The sequence below is a fragment of the Siminovitchia thermophila genome (genome assembly GCF_016909185.1).
In the GTDB taxonomy this organism is placed as follows: Bacteria; Bacillota; Bacilli; order Bacillales; family Bacillaceae_C; genus Siminovitchia; species Siminovitchia thermophila.
Genome location: NZ_JAFBFH010000009.1, coordinates 26,964 through 45,328 on the forward strand (window position 1 = coordinate 26,964; position 18,365 = coordinate 45,328).

The 18,365-nt window shown below is 37.9% G+C and carries 18 protein-coding genes; 4 read left to right on the forward strand and 14 right to left on the reverse strand.

Translation table 11 applies throughout. The features are described from left to right. Positions 1-58: 58 nt before the first annotated feature. The gene (locus JOC94_RS07985; RefSeq protein ID WP_077110176.1) at positions 59-1,141 is read left to right on the forward strand and encodes a tartrate dehydrogenase; all 1,083 of its coding nucleotides are present in this window, start codon (positions 59-61) and stop codon (positions 1,139-1,141) included. Positions 1,142-1,432: 291 nt separating this feature from the next. Here the strand turns inward: JOC94_RS07985 and JOC94_RS07990 are convergent, their stop codons facing one another. The 8 genes from JOC94_RS07990 to JOC94_RS08025 form a co-directional block, all read right to left on the reverse strand. Continuing rightward, positions 1,433-3,451 (reverse strand): peptidoglycan D,D-transpeptidase FtsI family protein, encoded by a 2,019-nt coding sequence (locus JOC94_RS07990; protein ID WP_077110175.1) that lies wholly within the window; start codon positions 3,449-3,451, stop codon positions 1,433-1,435. Positions 3,452-3,546: 95 nt separating this feature from the next. Next, positions 3,547-5,349 carry a BlaR1 family beta-lactam sensor/signal transducer gene (locus tag JOC94_RS07995; protein WP_077110174.1) on the reverse strand — a complete coding sequence of 601 codons (1,803 nt, stop codon included), beginning with the start codon at positions 5,347-5,349 and terminating at the stop codon, positions 3,547-3,549. Beyond that, complete coding sequence (locus JOC94_RS08000) at positions 5,346-5,735, reverse strand: BlaI/MecI/CopY family transcriptional regulator (RefSeq protein ID WP_077110173.1); 390 nt, start codon at positions 5,733-5,735, stop codon at positions 5,346-5,348. Before JOC94_RS08000 ends, JOC94_RS07995 begins: the two co-directional genes overlap by 4 nt. An 83-nt stretch (positions 5,736-5,818) precedes the next feature. Further along, positions 5,819-6,010, reverse strand: a complete 192-nt coding sequence (locus tag JOC94_RS08005; protein WP_083717329.1) for a hypothetical protein — start codon at positions 6,008-6,010, stop codon at positions 5,819-5,821. A gap of 30 nt (positions 6,011-6,040) precedes the next feature. Beyond that, positions 6,041-7,246, reverse strand: coding sequence for a penicillin-binding transpeptidase domain-containing protein (locus tag JOC94_RS08010; RefSeq protein WP_171973823.1), 1,206 nt, complete (start codon positions 7,244-7,246; stop codon positions 6,041-6,043). Further along, complete coding sequence (locus JOC94_RS08015) at positions 7,176-7,826, reverse strand: NTF2-like N-terminal transpeptidase domain-containing protein (RefSeq protein WP_083717325.1); 651 nt, start codon at positions 7,824-7,826, stop codon at positions 7,176-7,178. The genes JOC94_RS08010 and JOC94_RS08015 overlap by 71 nt, the downstream gene beginning before the upstream one ends. 506 nt (positions 7,827-8,332) lie before the next feature. Next, on the reverse strand, positions 8,333-8,665 hold the full coding sequence (locus tag JOC94_RS08020; protein ID WP_077110172.1) for a cupin domain-containing protein: 333 nt from the start codon (positions 8,663-8,665) through the stop codon (positions 8,333-8,335). Between the two features lie 352 nt (positions 8,666-9,017). Then, positions 9,018-9,467, reverse strand: coding sequence for an AraC family transcriptional regulator (locus JOC94_RS08025; RefSeq protein WP_077110235.1), 450 nt, complete (start codon positions 9,465-9,467; stop codon positions 9,018-9,020). Positions 9,468-9,734: 267 nt separating this feature from the next. Between JOC94_RS08025 and JOC94_RS08030 the strand changes: the two genes are divergently transcribed. The 3 genes from JOC94_RS08030 to JOC94_RS08040 all read left to right on the forward strand — a co-directional run bounded on the left by JOC94_RS08030 (position 9,735) and on the right by JOC94_RS08040 (position 11,981). Continuing rightward, entirely contained in the window at positions 9,735-10,082 is a 348-nt protein-coding gene (locus JOC94_RS08030) for a PadR family transcriptional regulator (RefSeq protein WP_077110171.1), read from the forward strand. Next, the gene (locus JOC94_RS08035) at positions 10,075-10,686 is read left to right on the forward strand and encodes a DUF2812 domain-containing protein (protein ID WP_077110170.1); all 612 of its coding nucleotides are present in this window, start codon (positions 10,075-10,077) and stop codon (positions 10,684-10,686) included. The genes JOC94_RS08030 and JOC94_RS08035 overlap by 8 nt, the downstream gene beginning before the upstream one ends. A 404-nt stretch (positions 10,687-11,090) precedes the next feature. Continuing rightward, positions 11,091-11,981: a LysR family transcriptional regulator gene (locus JOC94_RS08040; RefSeq protein ID WP_077110169.1), complete on the forward strand. Its 891-nt coding sequence runs from the start codon at positions 11,091-11,093 to the stop codon at positions 11,979-11,981. A 483-nt stretch (positions 11,982-12,464) separates the two neighbouring features. Here the strand turns inward: JOC94_RS08040 and JOC94_RS08045 are convergent, their stop codons facing one another. The 6 genes from JOC94_RS08045 to JOC94_RS08070 all read right to left on the reverse strand — a co-directional run bounded on the left by JOC94_RS08045 (position 12,465) and on the right by JOC94_RS08070 (position 18,002). After that, entirely contained in the window at positions 12,465-13,457 is a 993-nt protein-coding gene (locus JOC94_RS08045) for an asparaginase (protein WP_083717323.1), read from the reverse strand. Between the two features lie 53 nt (positions 13,458-13,510). Continuing rightward, positions 13,511-15,019, reverse strand: a complete 1,509-nt coding sequence (locus tag JOC94_RS08050) for a tripartite tricarboxylate transporter permease (RefSeq protein ID WP_077110167.1) — start codon at positions 15,017-15,019, stop codon at positions 13,511-13,513. 21 nt (positions 15,020-15,040) lie between these two features. After that, positions 15,041-15,496 carry a tripartite tricarboxylate transporter TctB family protein gene (locus JOC94_RS08055; protein WP_077110166.1) on the reverse strand — a complete coding sequence of 152 codons (456 nt, stop codon included), beginning with the start codon at positions 15,494-15,496 and terminating at the stop codon, positions 15,041-15,043. A 74-nt stretch (positions 15,497-15,570) separates the two neighbouring features. Next, complete coding sequence (locus tag JOC94_RS08060) at positions 15,571-16,572, reverse strand: Bug family tripartite tricarboxylate transporter substrate binding protein (protein ID WP_083717321.1); 1,002 nt, start codon at positions 16,570-16,572, stop codon at positions 15,571-15,573. Between the two features lie 183 nt (positions 16,573-16,755). Next, positions 16,756-17,469, reverse strand: a complete 714-nt coding sequence (locus JOC94_RS08065) for a Fic family protein (protein WP_236017026.1) — start codon at positions 17,467-17,469, stop codon at positions 16,756-16,758. A gap of 386 nt (positions 17,470-17,855) precedes the next feature. Beyond that, the gene (locus tag JOC94_RS08070; protein WP_171973822.1) at positions 17,856-18,002 is read right to left on the reverse strand and encodes a hypothetical protein; all 147 of its coding nucleotides are present in this window, start codon (positions 18,000-18,002) and stop codon (positions 17,856-17,858) included. Between the last annotated feature and the right edge of the window lie 363 nt (positions 18,003-18,365).

The following is an 18,365-nucleotide window of genomic DNA, read 5'->3' on the forward strand; positions in this document are numbered from 1 at the left end:
GACCGGATACTGTCGACCTGTTGCACGACAATTATATATGAAAGCGAGGAGATTGAAATTGAAAACGTTAAAAATCGCCGCTATACCAGGAGACGGAATTGGTAAAGAAGTTGTTCCCGCAGCAATCGATGTTTTGAACACGGTATCAGATATTCATGGAGGATTAACATTTGATTTTACCAGCTTTCCTTGGAGCTGTGAGTATTATCTCGAACATAACAAAATGATGCCTGATGATGGCATGGAGAGATTACAAGATTTCGATAGTATATTCTTGGGAGCTGTGGGAGATAGTAATCTTGTTCCCGACCATATTTCTTTATGGGGATTACTCATTAAAATTCGTCGTGAATTTGATCAAGTGATTAATATTCGTCCCGCAAAAGTGATGAGTGGTGTGAGATCCCCGTTTATAAACCCTAAGGATTTTGATATAGTCGTTGTTAGAGAGAATAGTGAAGGAGAATATAGCGCTATTGGGGGAAATATCTACAACGGTGAAGATGAATTGGCCATTCAAAATGCGGTCTTTTCAAGAAAAGGAACGGAAAGAGTCATGCGTTATGCTTTTGAATTAGCGGCTAAACGGAAAAAGCATGTAACAAGCGCGACAAAATCAAATGGCATTACATACTCGATGCCTTTCTGGGACAAAATTTTTAAAGAGATTGCCAAAGAATATCCGGAAATTAGCACTGATTCCCAACATATCGATGCTTTATCGGCGTTCTTTGTCACCCGGCCTGAAAGATTTGATGTCATTGTGGCAAGCAATTTATTCGGAGATATCTTATCAGACTTGGGGGCGGCGATTATGGGCAACATTGGAATTGCCCCATCAGCGAATATTAATGTCAACGGAAAATATCCTTCCATGTTTGAGCCTGTTCACGGATCGGCTCCGGATATTGTCGGAAAAGGGATTGCCAACCCAATTGGCCAAATTTGGACGGCTAAAATGATGTTAGATCATTTTGGAGAAGAAGATTTGGGAAATACATTATTGACTGTTATTGAAAGCGTCACAAACGATGGCATCTTAACGCCAGACCTTGGTGGGAAACATAGCACAAAAGAGGTTACAAATGAAATCATCAAGCGGCTTATTGCTGTCGACAAAAAAGGGGTTCATAGTAAATAATCCATCAATCATTACTACAATGAATTGAATTTCATTGTTTAAAAGCGGCAGCTGGCAAGTCAGCTTCCTTCCTTATTGATTGGCAGCTTTTTCTGGCGATTTTCTATTGTCTTTAAAATAGCGGTTTTTTAAGATTTAATTTGTCATAAACCGAAACGAAACTGTGAAGCGGGAGCGTACACCTCCCACTTACACAGTTTCGTCTGCATTTACGAGTCAATCGAGCCTTTCTGATGGACTTTACTCTTTTTAGAGAGTTTGTATTTAGGACAAAATGAAACGACTTAATCATCATGTGTTAAGCGAAAAATAAGCAGCAAATACTTTTTTGGGGATATCCAGGATCGCATCTTGTTTATCTGTATCCATAAAAGGCAAAGCAACAGCGATCGCAATTTCCGGATTATCCGACGGGGCATAGCCTACGAAAGTCAAATTCCAGACAGCCGTCATATTTGCCGATTGAATGGGCCCACTATAAAAAGCTTGGGCAGTTCCGGTCTTACCAGAGACTTTATATGGCAAATCGGAAAGTTTCTTTCCTGTTCCATATGGATTGCTGCCGTATACAACATGATATAAGCCCGATTGAATCCTATCAATATATTTTTTTTCGATATTTACATGGTTGATGACTTTTGGAGTAAAAGCTTTTTTTAGTTCACCTGGTTCACCTTTCTCATGATTGCCTCTAACTTCCTTTACAATTCTTGGAGCGATCCGGTCTCCCCCGTTCGCAATCGTCGATATATACTGATTTAATTGCAGAGTTGTATACGTATCAAATTGCCCGAAAGAAAGATCAAGAGCGAGACCAGGATTTGTTTCTACTCCTTTTAAACCATGCGTCTCCCCCGGAATATCCAGTCCGGTTGGAACACCGAGGCCAAATTGCGAAAAATAATATCTGAGTTTATGAAAAGCCGCTTTACTATCCATTTTCAAGCTTTCCTCAGGCATGTAGTCATATTTTCCGCCCATCCGCATAGCCAATTGCATCATATAGGAGTTCGAAGATACTTCTAACGCGGTGATGTCATTTAATGGCATACTTCCCCGGCGGTTAAACCAAGAACTTTTTGATTTTGTCTCCGCAAATTTAAGTGGTTTATCAATGAGTGTATTGTCATCCAATGAAATCACTTTATCCATATAACCCGCAAGAACAGTAGCCGCTTTTATGCTGGATCCCATCGTATATTGAGTATTAAAAACACTTAATGTATCATCTTCTATTTTTCCTGTAGCCATGTTAATCCTTTTTCCGGTCATGCCGAGAATTTCCCCATTTTGCGGATTAATGGCACTAATATAAAGCCGATCTGCCAATTTGCCTTTCCGTTGAAGCAACGCGTTGATTGCAATTTCATCCAGTTCTTTTTGAAAGTCAATATCGATCGTTAATACGAGATTATCTCCTTTTTTCCCCTCTGTTTTAAGAACAGATTTTTCCACTTTTCCGTTGTTGATTGTTAATTCATATTGTTCCTTAGTGCCTTTCAGCACATCTTCATATCCTTTTTCCAAGTAGCTTTTGCCAACCCGGTCATTTAAGGCGTAGCCTTTAGCCAGCAGTAATTCTTTTTCATCACTAGGCAAACCTGTTTTCTCGGATGTTACCGAACCGAATACACTTTTTAACACGGTGCCTTCCTGATATTCACGTTCCCAATCCATTGTAACGTCGATGCCCGGTAACTCTTGCATATGTTCGCTTACCTTGGCCGCTTCTTCATCCGTCACATGATTATTTTTAATAGTTACAGTTTCAAATGCGGAAATGCTGTTCATTTTTTTATATATACTGGCAACACTTTTTTCTGTTTCGTTTAAGGAAGCCAGGTCGTCGTCAGTCACTTTTTTTATTTGCGCTTTATATAAATCTCCTGCTTTTAAACGCTGCTCCATTCCAGTAAGCCGATGATTGATTTTATCCGGATATTTGGCGACAAAGTATTCTTGTAAATCATGTTTTTTAAGCCCAGTCGTATCTATGGAAATAAATTTCGTTAGTTCTTCCGCTAATTTTACCATCGCTTTTGGCGTACTATCATTATTTCGAAAATACGTAATGGCTTTCTTCCCCTTATTTCCGACTAATAGACGATGCTTCCGATCATAAATAGATCCCCTTGGCACAGCTTTTTTTACAACGACCAAATGCGATTTATCAGCCTCTTTATAAAATTGTTCACCGTGTACAACTTGAAGGTAACCTAACCGCAAAATAAGAGCAGAAAAAAGCAGGAAAATGATAAAAAGCAGGAAATTGATTCGTAATGTGGTTACATTTCTCTTTTTTTGTTCCATTATAAAAAGCTCCTTTTACAGGAATAAATACTACAATTGTAGTATTAAGTGGAGAAAATGCCCAAAAAGGATGAAGTTATCCTTTTTGGGTTTTTTTATTCGTATATTCGTTTATCACGCAGTATTTGCCGGGCGATATCCGCCGCCTTGCTCCCGTTTGCATGTCCTTTTTTATTTTGGATATTGACAGCAAAATAAAAGCTACGATCATTCTTTTTTACAAAGCCGATAAACCAACCATTGACATTGTTCCCATTGATCGAACCAGTGCCTGTTTTTCCAAATAATTGACGATGTTTTTGCTCATCAATAAGGATTGCGTTTTTTACTGCACGAACGTTTTCCTCTTTAAAGCCAAATGTATTTTCATCTAATCCATATAATATTTGTACTTGTTCAATTGGTGATATTTTTAATGAAGATTCTATCCAGTAACGCTCTAGATTCCCGGACAGGTCTTCGTTCCCGTAGTTTATGTGATGAAAATAAGATTGTAGTTGTTTTTTCCCTGCTTTTTGATCTAAATGTTGAAAATACCAATTGACAGAGCTGCCCAATGCAGTTGATAAGCTTTGATTCGTATTCCATTCTTTATAGGGATAAACTGTTCCATCCCAAAGTTGTTCATTGTGATGAGGGGTTATGACATTTGTTTCCAAAGCAAATAATGCAGAATATATTTTATACGTGCTGTTGGGAGAAACCCTCTGTTCACTCATCTTGCGGTTATAAATTTGATATTGATTTTTAAAGGGATCATATAAAACAAAACTCCCGTTATATCCATGAAAATAAGAACTTAAATCTTCATATATTACATTTTTCTCATTAAATTGATATACGTCGTCTGAACTGGCGATCACCCAGGTGAGCGGTGTCAGACAGAGCATAAAAATCCCGAGAGCCGCACAGATTGCTTTGCTTTTCCATTTCAATAATTGAGAATCCCCAGCGTAATTCGCAATGCTCTTGATTCTTTGTTTGATTTGTGTTTTTGTTCCGCCCATCCCGGAGGCGTACTGTCCAAAGGCGCGGCTTTGTTGTTTGTCTGCAAAATGAATGATCGTCTGTCCATATTCGATATATCCGCTCTCATCCAAGCGATTTAAAACAGCGGCATCACAAGCCAATTCTCGATCCATCCTCATGACTTTTAAGGCATGCCATACGAATGGATTAAACCAGTACATAATGTTTAATAACAACATGACGTAATTAATAAGCACATCTTTATTTTTTTGATGGGTTAATTCGTGTAAAAAAACATATTTTAAATCGTTTAATGAGAATGTTTCCAGTGTCGTCTTTGGTAAAAGAATATAAGGCTGTATCAGTCCAAGCGTGCTAGGAGAGGCAATAAGCGCTGTTTCTTGCAACTTTATTTTTCTTTTCACTCCGACCATCTCTTTGCACACTTCTAACAATTCATTTACTTTTTCATTTTGAATAGGAGCAGCCGACTTTTTTAATTGCCGGATTTGATAGTTTGCGTAAATCGCCATCACAACGAAAATAACCATTCCAGTGATCCAAACAGCCATAAAGGTATGATAGAAGAAATCCGGCGTTGCCTTATTTACAGACACGGAGAAATCATGCAGGACATTTGTGTTGGGTGCTTGTGAAACTTCCACTCCACTTATCTGTTCATGATTCAATGGCGTGTTCCTATTAGTGAACATCAGGCTTTTCATATATTGGGATATTTCATGTAGGCGGAAAAAATCCCAAGGAAAAAAGGAAATAAGAAGGGGAGTAAATAGAAAATACCAAACTTTATAATGTGTTTGTTTGGACATATGTTTGGCGAATATTTTTTTCGTGAAGAGAATTATTAAAATAAGAAGAGATACGAGAATCGTACTTAATAGAAAACGGAGTATAAAAATATCCATCATTTTTCCCCTTCTTTCGTATCCCTCTCAGATAATATTTTCTTCAGGTCCGAAATCTCTTCCTTTGAAAGCTGATCATTTTCAATAAAATTTAAGACCATTGTATTCAACGTACCGCCGAAAAATTGTTTAAGAAATTTTTTACTTTTTTGTTCCACATATTCATGTTCTTCGATTAGAGATGTGTAAACAAATACTCTCCCCTGTTTTTTCGTTTGCAAAGCCTTCTTCTTCACGAGGCGTGAAAGCATAGTTTGAATCGTATTCGGCTTCCAATCAATTTTTTTTGAAACTTTCTCTACTACTTCGGGGGTGGAGATCGGTTCATATTTCCATACTATTTTCATCACTTCAAATTCTGCTTCTGATATTTGCGGAATCTCCTTCATCGCGGCCTCCTGCTTTTACATTTGTAGTATTTATTATAGCAGGCAGTGCTGATTTCTTAAAGAGCTAACGAGTCCTTTACTCGCTATGATGGAGTCCGCATCCCTTCCCGCATTTGAAAATATTTATATAACTCCGCTATAAATGTTTTATTCAACTGGGTTGCGGAACTGCCCGCGGTATAATGTTCTACAAAGGAAAGAAGAAGAAATTGATCATGCCCCGCATCAAAGCCAAGCAAAAAGCTATTTTCATCCCCTTTTTCCCCTTGCTGCATTTTTAATTCCGCTGTACCGGTTTTGGCAGCCTATTGCTGCTGATGGTTGTACAGAAGATGAGCGGTGCCATTTGGATGATTGACTACTTCTTGCAAAAGTTTTTTCATTTCATTGGCTGTTGAAGGAGTAATGGCTGATTTTGACTTTGGCCCGGCTTTATCATTCAATAATGTCGGGTAAACAATTTTTCCTTCGTTTTGAAAAACAGAATACATAGCGGCTTGTTGAATCGGCGAGACCAATAATTCCCCTTGTCCGTATGCCGTATCTGCCAGCAGAATTTCTGAATCAAATGCCGAATGATTGGAAATTTGCGCGGGGTTCATGGCGATCGGCAAATTTAATTCCTCGCCGAAGATAAACTGATCCAACCCATTTCTAAAAGTTTTTTCCCCCATTTCCAAGGCTTCTTGGGCAAAGTAAATATTATCCGAGTAAATGAGCGCTTTTCTCATATCGACATCACGCACATTAGAAACCCGAGTAACCGAATACCCTCCCCACGTTTCATTTTTTTTCCAGCTTAATCCATTTATTTTTCTGAGCTTACTTGGATATGTTATTTTGGCGTCAAGGCCAATACTGGCGGTGATGGTTTTAAAAGTGGAGCCGGGTGCATATCGTTTAGCAAATCTTGAAATAAACGGCTTATCTTCATCATTCGCGTATTGATCATATTCCTCCCGAGTTATTCCTTGAACCATTTTGTTTGGATCAAATGAAGGAGAGCTAACGAGAGCATACAGTTTTCCATCATTCGGGCTCATGACAACGGTAGCACCGGGCTTTCCTTTCAATTGTTTAAATGCCTCCGTTTGAATATACGTATCAATCGTTAGCTGAATATTTTTCCCATCTATTTTTTCCCGCTTTTGAATTTCTTTCTTCCTTTGACCATCTTCATTGACAATAACAATTTCTCCTCCACCTTTGCCGCGCAATTCCCGGTCAAACGCTCTTTCCAATCCCGCTTTGCCAATCATGTCCCCTTCTGCCACATGTGGATTTTCCTCCAAATCTTCCTTTGTTACTTTACCTATATAACCGGTTAAATGGGCCGCGGCTTCCTTTAAAGGATAATATCGCAGTATTATATTTCGATAAGAAATGCCCGGGATATTTTCCGTTTTATTGGATTCTAATACTTTAAGAGGAACAAACAAGTCATCTTTTACCCATTTTTGATGTAGTTTTCGATGTATCTCTTCTATAGGAATATCGAGTTGCCGACTCACATTTTCCAGCCTCTTTATAAGCTTCGTTTACCGCCAATCCGTTTCCTAGATGATCTGTTATTTCTCCGCGTTCTGCTTGCCAATCATGGAACGCCACCTTATCTTTTCCTTCCATTCCCGGAAAAATCAAGGAAGGAGCCCATTTTACCAAATATTGACCATCCGTTTTTATGATTTTTGTTTGGTATTTTACATTTTTCAAAGTACCTAGTGGAGTTGTAAACCTTAATTGATAGGAAAGCTCATGTTCACTATTATTTATTTTTTTAAATGAGATTTTGGATGCTTGTATGTTATGAATATGAATTCCGTTGAAGATGTGGTCATATTTATCTATCACTTCTTGGGAAGTATAGCCTAACGAAGTGTATGATTGTTTTTCAAGCACATCCTCCATTTTTTTATATTCTTTGTTCTCTAAAATCTGAATGAAAGCATCTGCTGCTTCTCGTGCTTGGCTGTTATCATTTTTATGAATGAAGAAGAACAGACCAAAGCCCCCGCCCACCACTAAGAAGATTAATAGTATGATAGAAACAATTTTATTGTTATCTTTTTTTCTTCTGACTCGACTATTCACACGCTCCCCTTCTTCTCCTTAAGCTTAATTACTACAAATGTAGTTTTTATGAATTAACTACACTTGTAGTAATAGGGATCATTATAGCATAAATAAGATGAATAGCAAATATAAAAAATCGTTCAATTGGTTCATCCGTGCCGACGTCAGCTTGTAGCCTACTAGGCAGGTTCAAAAAAACAACAATCCCCAGCAAAATCCGTCTTGCTGCGGATTGTTCGAACGAAATCACCTATTACGAGAATAGGGTTAGTCTTGCCAAAAATTCAGTGTCGGCTTGAATGCTGACTCTAGCTTCAAGCTTTTGCGCGGAATTTATTTGCTTGCAAAAAACGGATAATACCCACATTTTTCTATTTAAAAATACGAATTCCTCCCATCATTTTCTAAAGGCTTGGTGATCATACTCCAGTTGTCCGAGCGCTTCTTTAACACTTCTAACTGTCTTGCTTCAATCTTGTATTCTTCACAATTTCATTTTCATACTCCTGCCATTTCAGCACGGATCACCCTTGATCTGCAACAACAACCTCAGCGTCGTCATCAAAAGGATTCACCACTCGATGCGGCACTTCATCGGGAATAATAAAGGCATCTCCCGCTTCCCGCTCAGTAAGATCTGCGCCCATTTCGATCTTGATAGTGCCACTTACGACATAAAACGCGTGCCCATCATAGCAAACGTGATCGGCTTGATAACCAGATGGGTACTTTACTACCCGCAGACGCTGTTTTTCAGTTTCCAACCATTTGGACAGAGCACCCGTTGACGCTTTGCCAGGCGTGAATCTTTCTTCATTTTTGGCCACTTTAACATTCGATAGATGCGCAGGAGTCATACCTTCCCCACTCCCATTCCTTTTTTATTTGATAGCCGATCGACTGCGATATGCTGTTTCATCATTTAAAAGATATGATAGTTCTACTACTGTAACTAGCGTAAACAGCCTCATCAATAAATAACAGACTTTTCATTTGCGTCAAGGATGGCGTATCATTTTCAAGAGCTAAATCATCCGTTTTAAACTTCCAGGGAGAAATCAAAAGACTCTAGGAATGTCACTCCGTTCTTGATACTTCACTTTTTTATACACAGCCTGTTTCAAGAATGCACTTATTGATACAGTATATATTGTTCCAATTTGATTGCCGTACGCTTCTCCGCTTCTAAAACCGCGAAAATGAATTAAATTACGATTTTACAGGTACGCATATTTCGCAATATGGATTGCTCTTCATATCGCCAGTGTATTTTTCCAAGATAGGTTTATGATCAATTTGATAGCCGGTGCTTTGTAAGGATGAAAAAATATCAGCATATCCTTTTTGAATATCTTCTGCGGTATGTCTCACTTTGTAAATGAGGTATGTTCCCCCAGAGAGTTCACCTTCATAAATGGAACCATCCATTTGATCATCTTTTGAAATCACAATACAAGCATCGAATCTGCAGTTTTCAGGCGGTGTTGTCTCAGGATTATCTCGTGGAATGGCAAATAGGATTGCCGATTCAAGAAGATTTCTCTCCCTGGCCCATTTTTTTAACTTCTCCATGACATCGACATTGGCAGGTCCATATGGACCAACCCTTCGTACATAAGCTAGGCGATAGTTTGGAAGTGTTTCTACTTTATAGTGCATCACTGTTTTCTTCCTTTCTCCTGTATTTGTTTGCCACATTTCGAATGTAACATGCTTTAAAAATATATACAGTATATTTTTAAAAATAAATTGAATTATTTTTATATTTAAACGAATTTTGAATGTAAAATGATTAGGCATGCCAGCATAAGATCCATTCTTTTGGAAATGGGCTCAAGTTTTGATTGACTTATACAGTTAGGTTGTATACAGTTAAACTATATAGTTAAACTGTATATGTTGAAAAATTTGTGGAGCGTGAATGATATGGAGTTACATAAATATTTGCCATTGACTGAAACGACCTATTATATTTTATTATCCTTACTTGAGCCCGCTCATGGTTATATTATGATGCAGAAGGTCGAAGAGCTAAGCAATCAGACTGTAAAGATAGCTGCGGGTACGATGTATGGAGCAATTGAAAACTTGCTAAAACAGCAACTCATTACAGCAGTAAAAAGTACGGATAAACGGCGAAAAACATATGTCATCACCGAGAAGGGCAAAGAAGTATTGCGACTGGATTGTGAACGAATGAAGCATATTGTACAAGTAACTGAAAAATTGCTGCCTACGGCAATGTCAGGTAATGGAGGGACAGAAGATGTATAAACTGAAATTTTTTATCGACTTTGAAAAAGAGGAACAATGGTTAGAGCAGATGGCCAATGAGGGTTATCATTTACAAAATAAGTTCTTCGGATATCACTTTCGAAAGGGAGAGCCTGAAAAAGCAACGATAAAAATTGACTTCAGAATGTTTAAGAAAAAGGAGGATTTCATCGATTATTGTACGATGTTTGAGGACGGTGGCTGGAAACATCTTGCCGGCACGAAAAGCTCAGGGGTTCAATACTTTAAAAAAATGGACGATACTGTTGGAGATGAGATTTTTTTTGATAATCATTCAAAAGCTGCCAGATATAAAAGATTGGCCAATATGTTTTTTGAATTGGCAATCAGCTATTTACCGCTGTTAGTAGTATTTTATTTGATAGATATCATTGATTTCAAGGCGTTAACGAATCCACAAGAGTTCTATTTTACACCTGGTTTATGGGATAAGACCGGGATATCTTTTTGGTCTTCCTTTCTATTTGAAACACCATTTGCGCTAATGCGGGGATATAGTTGGGTATTTTTTCCATTGGCAATCATCCTGTTTTTTTTCTTTGGGTATAGGTCGAATAAACTGTATTTGCAAAATAAAAGTTAGTTATGGAAAAAAGTGTGGAAAATGACTGGCAATGGAATATCACGTTGTCTGTAAAACAGTGACAATCCTCCCCGGCGCCGGATATACAAGTGTCTTTGAAATTACAAACGCTCTTCGGTAGAAAGAAAAAAAGTGCAGTTCCAGAGCCTAACGTTTATCATGCTTTCGGGCGGACTTTTTTTCCAACACACCTTTGCTTAATTCCTTCCAGCTTGGCCACACTTTTTCCCGCCTTTCTTGAACCTAATGCTTTTGAAAAATCATTTATGATACATGTTATAATAGTCATTGAATACACGAAAGTTTGAAAAATGGTTCAATACCGAGTATTTACGATAGACCATATGAGTAAACAGCAACGGACCTTTATTTTCATGTACTTAAAATAAAGGAGATTACTTCCAGTGTACAAAAAAGATTACGCTATTTTAATCATGCTTGATCAAGCAAGAAATATGACAAAGGCTGCTGAAAAGTTGTTTATCTCGCAACCCAATTTAACCTATAGACTTCGACAGATTGAAGAATATTTCAATACAAAGATTTTTATTCGTGATCGGTCTGGTCTTTTCCCTACTCCAGAGGGAGAATTGATTATTGAATTAGCAAAGAAAAACTTAAGAAACATAGAATTGACTCTAGATGAAATACAATTAATGGAACAAAGTGTTCGTGGTACGGTTAAGCTAGGTGTAGCATCAACTTTTGGACAATACATATTGCCTACCATACTAAAAGAATTTCAATCCATTTATCCAGAGGTTAACTTTCATATCATTACAGGATTAAGTTCGAATATATATAAATTGTTTTTATCCGGGGATGTTCATATCGCCATTTTAAGAGGGGAGTATTTTTGGGAGGAGAAACAGCATTTATTAGTTTCAGAGCCAATCAGCATTGTGTCGAAGGCACCTATTGAAATGAATGCTTTACCTACATTACTGAGAATTCAATACGAAATGGACAGCTATTTGAAGGGGATGGTAGATGAATGGTGGAAAGATATTTTTAAAAAACCCAGCATTATTTCTATGAGTGTAGATAGCCTGGAAACAGCAAAGGAAATGGCTCGTGTGGGACTTGGATATACAATATTGCCCGGCATTTGCCTCATGAATGAGCACGAATTATCTATTCAAAATTTATATGGCCATGATAAGCAGTTAGTCAAACGTGATACATGGGCATATTGCAGGCATAAAACATTGAATTTCCCTGCCGTTCAAGAGTTTTTTAAGTTTCTCAAAAACCACTCTTCTTACGCGAAATTACATGATCATAACCATTTATAAAACTAATCATCACAACAAAAGAAATTGATGAAATACACTTGACTAATCGTAAGAAAGAGGCTGGAACATAAGCAAATACGAAATAGCTAAAACCGAACAATTCATTTATAATTGTTCGGTTTATTTGTGTAAAAAAATCCCTATCATCGCTACGTCAAAAAAATTTCGCTTTCCGCAGGTCTCTTCAGCTTCCTCGGAAAGCAAAGGTCGCTTCCCTCGGGATCTTTAGCTCGAGCTATTCCCGCAGGAGTCTACATATGTTGACTACGCTAAATGCTTGCGTATTATAACACTAGGACAATTTATCCCGCATGTAAGGTGCCGTAAATCTTGAGTAAATACAAAATGTCTAAGTGGGAGATAACGGCACCTAAATGCCCGATTGGTTCAACTAACATTCAGTAGAAGCCCTACTGAATGAAGTTTCACTTTATGGTTTAGCTGATTTAGTTGCGTCCCAGCTCTTTCATATCATCCACAACCTCAATATTGATGAAATATTTCTTGAATGGAGTTTCTATCACGATCAAGCAACAGTGCTAATGAAAGTAAAATGCGTGCCTTTTGAGGATTTAAATTATCTCCGCTAATGGCATTGAGCTGGTCATAGGGTTCGATACAAACTACTCGGCCATTCCCAACCCTGCTGCTCCGTACCACATTAATTCCTTTTTCCACAGCATTTAGGAGAGCTTCTTCTTCACTTTTTGAAAATCGCCCCGCGCCTGTACCCGCCATTATGATTCCTTGATAATGTTCACTTTGGACAATATGGTTAATTAAATTTCCAGTAGCGCCAGCATAGGAGTAGACAATCTCAACATTTGGCAGATCGGTTATTTTGATTTGTGAAAACTGGGAATCTATCGTATGTTTCCTAACTGGCTCGCGGTAATAAACAATCTCATGGGCTGCATCGATATACCCTAAACATCCCATCGTCCCCGATTGGAACCCATCCACATCGTATGTATCCACTTTCGTTACTTCCCTCGGGCTATGAATCTTATTATTGAATGCGACTAATACACCTTTCCCGTATGAATCTGGATGGATGGCTACCCTAAAAGCATTCAATAAATTCAATTGGGCATCGGAGCTGATAGCAGTATAAGGACGCTGAGAACCTACCAGTACAATTGGTTTGGAACTATATACAGTTAAATGGAGAAAATAAGCGGTTTCTTCCAATGTATTCGTTCCATGAGAAATGACAGCCCCGTCAAAATCCTTTTCGTTTAAATAATATTCAATATCATATTTTAATTGAATCCAATGCTGGCTGTTAATTTGAGTACTGCTCACATTATCAAAGGGTATTACTTTTATTTTGGCTAATTCTTTCAGTTCAGGAATATTTTCTACAAAAAATGTCCCATCTATTAAACCTGACTTATAATCTTTTAAGTCGAGTCTATTCGTTCCTTTTGCAGAAATCGTACCACCTAACGTAATAAATGCAATTTTTTTCATCATCTTCCTCCAGCAAAACAGACCTGTTTCTGTTTTTAATGACTCTATCCATAGTCTTACATATCCATCGGCTGCTCACTCGTGTTCTTTTTCTTAATATATTTAAATAGCGGCGGAATCATCAAAGACAGGACAGATACGATTAAAAGCGACACGGCAATCGGTTTTTCAATAAAAATGGATAAGCTGCCATTGGAAATCGTTAATGCCTTTCTGAGAGATTGTTCCATCATATCTCCTAAAATAAACGCCAAAATAAATGGTGCTGCCGGAATTCTGACCAATTTGATCAAAAAGCCAATGACGCCAAAGAATAAGAGCAAGTATAAATCAAATACGTTAAAGCTTAATGTGTAAATGCCAATGACACAGAAAAAAATAACGAGTGAAATTAACATTGGGCGTGGTATCATCAATATCTTTGATATATATGGAATTAATGGTAAATTTAAGATTAATAAAAATATATTACCTATATACATACTAATAATAATGGCCCAAAATAATGTAGGATGATCCGTCATTAATAAGGGACCAGGCTGAATTCCCATGACAAGGAATGCCCCTAACATGACAGCCGTAGTACCAGAACCTGGAATCCCAAGACTTAAAAGAGGTACAAAAGCGCCGCTAGTCGCAGCATTATTGGCAGTTTCGGGTCCGGCTAATCCGGCTACAGCCCCCTTTCCAAATTCCTCCGGCTTTTTGGAAAGCTTTTTCTCGGATGTATATCCAATAAATGATGCAATTGTGGCACCAGCACCCGGTAATACGCCAATCAGAAAACCGATTAACGATTGTCTGGCCATAGGTCCTCTCATTTCTTTAAAATCTTCTTTCGTTAATCGTAAGGACCCTATTTTATGCATTTTTGCTTGGGCTTTATGACGGTTAATGATCAAAACCGCAACTTCTGCAATGGCAAATAAACCGAGACCAATAACCAAAAATTCAATTCCATTTAATAAATTGATATTGCCGAAAGTAAACCTTGGTGTACCAGTTTGTCCATCAATCCCCACTGTTGCAACCATAAACCCTAATACTCCGGAAATCAAAGCCTTTGACATAGATCCATCTGATAAACTTGTGATAGCCGTCAGCGCTAAAAGCATCAACGCAAAGTATTCAGCCGGCCCAAAGGCAACAGCAACAGAAGCCAATGCCGGTGCAAATGTCATTAATAAAACAACTCCTACGGTACCGCCGACAAAAGAACAGATGGCGGCAATTGCCAATGCTTTTCCTGCATGCCCCTTTTGCGCCATAGGATACCCATCAAAGGCAGTCGAAATGGTTCCCTCTACACCAGGCGCATTTAACAATATTGATGAAGTGGAACCGCCAAAAATAGCTCCATAGTAAACCCCCGCCATCATAATGAGCGCTAAATTTATATCCATTCCATATGATATAGGAATCATAACGCCTATTGCTGTAATCGGTCCAAGTCCAGGAATCATCCCGATTAGGGTACCTATTAGGACACCTATAAAAACAAGCAAGATTCCTTCAACACTAAATGCCACTTGAAGCCCTTGCATTACACCATTTAAAATGTCCATTCTCTTCCTCCTTATGGTAGACTAAAGCGGTAAAATTCCCTTTGGCAGTGAGATTTGTAGTAATTCAAAAATATAGTAAAATACTACAGGCGTCATAATTGAAACGATCATATTCACAATATGCCTTTTGTATCCCAAAACAAAAGTCGAAATGAAGATGAAAAGCATGGATGAAATCATAAACCCAAGTACTTCAAATAGGATGGCATAAAGAATGAAAAATAAAGAAATGACACCCAGCATTTTCAAAGCATTTTTGTCTAACTTAATGGCGCTTTCTTGATCTTCGTTCCCCTGATCCTTTTCAAAAAATAAAACAATAGACAAAATCAATAATAAAACACCCAGTACATAGGGAACAGCATCTGAATCAACAGGGACTAAGTCATACGCTGGCAAGCGAAAAGCAAAAAATAGATAAAAAACAGATATTAAAAATAAAACACTTGCTGCCAGCTTATTTTTTGATCGTAGCAATTGACCTTTCTCCTTTCATTCAAATAAGAGGAATGTATTACCCATCCCTCTTATTTGATAGAATATGGCTGTTTCTATTTTGTGAGTCCCAGTTCGTCTAAAAGCTCTTTTACCTCTTCTCTTTGCTCCTCTAAGAATTTCTCGAACTCCTCACTGCCCATGAACATTTCGTTCCAACCGAACTGGGCACGAATATCATTCCAAGCTTCACTTTCATGTAACTGTTTGAAGGCATTTTCGTAAAATTTCTTGGCATTCTCATCCATTTTAGGCGGTCCAAAAAATCCTCTCCAATTAACAAAAGTTTCATCAATTCCTTGTTCCTTGGCTGTTGGGAAATCAGAGAAAATTTCCCCTTCGAGTCTCTCTTCAGCAGTAATGGCAAGCACTTTCACATTACCTGCACGAACTTGTTCAACTGTTTCAGCCACTCCGGTTGAGAACACATCGACACTTCCGTTTAGCAAAGCAGCTAATTCACCGCCATCTTGTTCAGATACGTATTTGATTTTTGTAATATCCACACCATAAGCTTTAGCAAAACGGATAAACTGTAAATGATCCATACTTCCTGGTGAAGAAGAACCGTTGACCGTAATGCTGGAAGGGTCCTTCTTCATATCTTCAAATAATTCAGGTAATGTATTCCACTTTGCGTCAGCTTTAACTACAAATGCACCATAGTCTGCAATGATATTCGCAATTGGTGTAAAGTCGGTATGATCATATTCAGACTGTCCATTTAAAGGCACATCGATAATAGGTGGAGAAGCGACGAACAGATGATAGGGGTCACCTTTGAAGTTGGCCACATATGCCCAGCCTACTGCTCCGCCTCCACCGGTTTTATTCACAACACCAATATCTTGATCAATAATTCCCTCTTCATCTAAGACTTTTGCGGCCATTCGGGCAGTTGTATCCCACCCCCCGCCTGCTCCAGATGGTGCTACAATTTCTATTGACTTTTCTGGTTTCCAATCTCCATTTGTGGTTCCTTGACTGCTTTCACTACAGGCAGCAAGAATAAATGAAAGTGCAATGAATATCCCTAAAAATGAGAACTTTTTCCTCAAAATCCTTCCCCCTTTAACTTTGGTAACGATTTCATTCTGATTATAGTGAAATAAAACAAACACGTAAAATAGAAATTTTCAATGCTGATCTATTCACTTTTTTTATGAAACAGAGGAGCTTCCATAAAAAACGCCCTACAAAAAAATAGCCCCACGCAAAAAAATGTTGCATGGGACATTGTATTAGCTTTCAAATTCTGAATGCTTATTTTTCTTATTTACTTTTGAAGGCGCAAAAGATTTAATTCGTTTTTGTTCTTTTTTTATTTTTTCTTCCGCAAAATCAGAAAAGCTTTTACCATCTTGGTTTGCTATAAAATAGATATACCTTTCCTTATCCTTCTTTTCAATAATGAGGGGAGCAATATCCTTTTTCAGTAAGAGGTAATTCATAATCAATCGCCCTGTCCGTCCATTTCCATCAGCAAATGGATGTATCCGTTCAAACTCAATATGACTTTCACACACTAAATCGATTACGTCTTTATCTGAATGAGAGGTGTTCAGTCGAAAGTTTACATTATCAATCCATTGCTTCATTAACATAGGAGTCTCTTTGGGGTGTGCGGCATCAAAATCCGCACCTTTCATAAAGTTTTCCTCTGTTTTAAACTTACCTCTTTCATGATGCAGCCGATCCATTAGTATTGCATGTGTCTCAAACAAGATGTCGAAAGTAAAATCTTTTTTTAGAGTTTCCGGTGAAAGCAAATACTCCATCGCGTGACGATGATTATCAATTTCGTACAACTCTCTAAGAGAAACTTTATTGGGCACGGTATTATGCAATATGATTGATACGGTTTCTGGCAAGCTAATTGTATTGTTTTCAATTGCGCTTGAGTGATGCGACATTCTCACCAACAAATCCTCAACATATTCTTTGGATAAATCCAAAACAATCCCTCCCGAACAGATTTTATAAATTATATTATACAAGACTAACGGTCATATCCATCAAGCATCCGATCGAATTCTCCAATATTTCTTTCCTTTTGATATTCATGATAAGACTTCCTCATGGCAAAGGATAGCCGGGAAATAGCATGGTTTTTTTATTGAAATAGCCTTAAAATTTTTTTGTTTACTATTGGTAGAAAAATCAATACCCTTCCTTTTTTATGTTGAACCGCCCCGTGAATGAGCCCATCCACTTTTTCTTAATCGTGACCGATCTTATAGCAGTTTTGCAACCATGGACTTCATCTTATCAAAACAATAAATGTCAACAAAAACATATACATAGGAGGCTTGTCCTTTAAAAAAAAGAAAAAGTCTTAACATTATGAGCTTGTTTTTTCTTTAGCTTCTGTTGAGTTATCGAGGTTAAAACACGGTGCTAACGCTGTATTAAAAGCTTCCTCAATTGGAATATCACCATAATACTCTTTACCAATATACAAAGGAGATTTTCTCTTTTTCTTGCTCACCGTAAAATCACCTCATGAAACCCTATGCAGGTGGGACACGTGGACGGCCCTACATACAATCAACTTCTTTTTTGCCAGTTTGGCAAATAGATTTTTAACAAAGTTCATTCATTTTTCAAGAGGTTCAGCAGGAAGTACACTCTGGCCAACCTTCGCAGCTCCTATCCCAGAACGCCAGCCATCGCATGTCGCTATGTAATGATTTCACTCACTTTTTGCCACTTCATTTTAAAAAACGGGGGTAATATTAAAGGGGATTTTTGAAGGCAAAATGGATGCTCCGACCGATTATTTTGTTGTTACGGAAGACTTGTACATAACCGAATGACATTCGTGTTTCAGAATTAAATTGTACACTTTTTA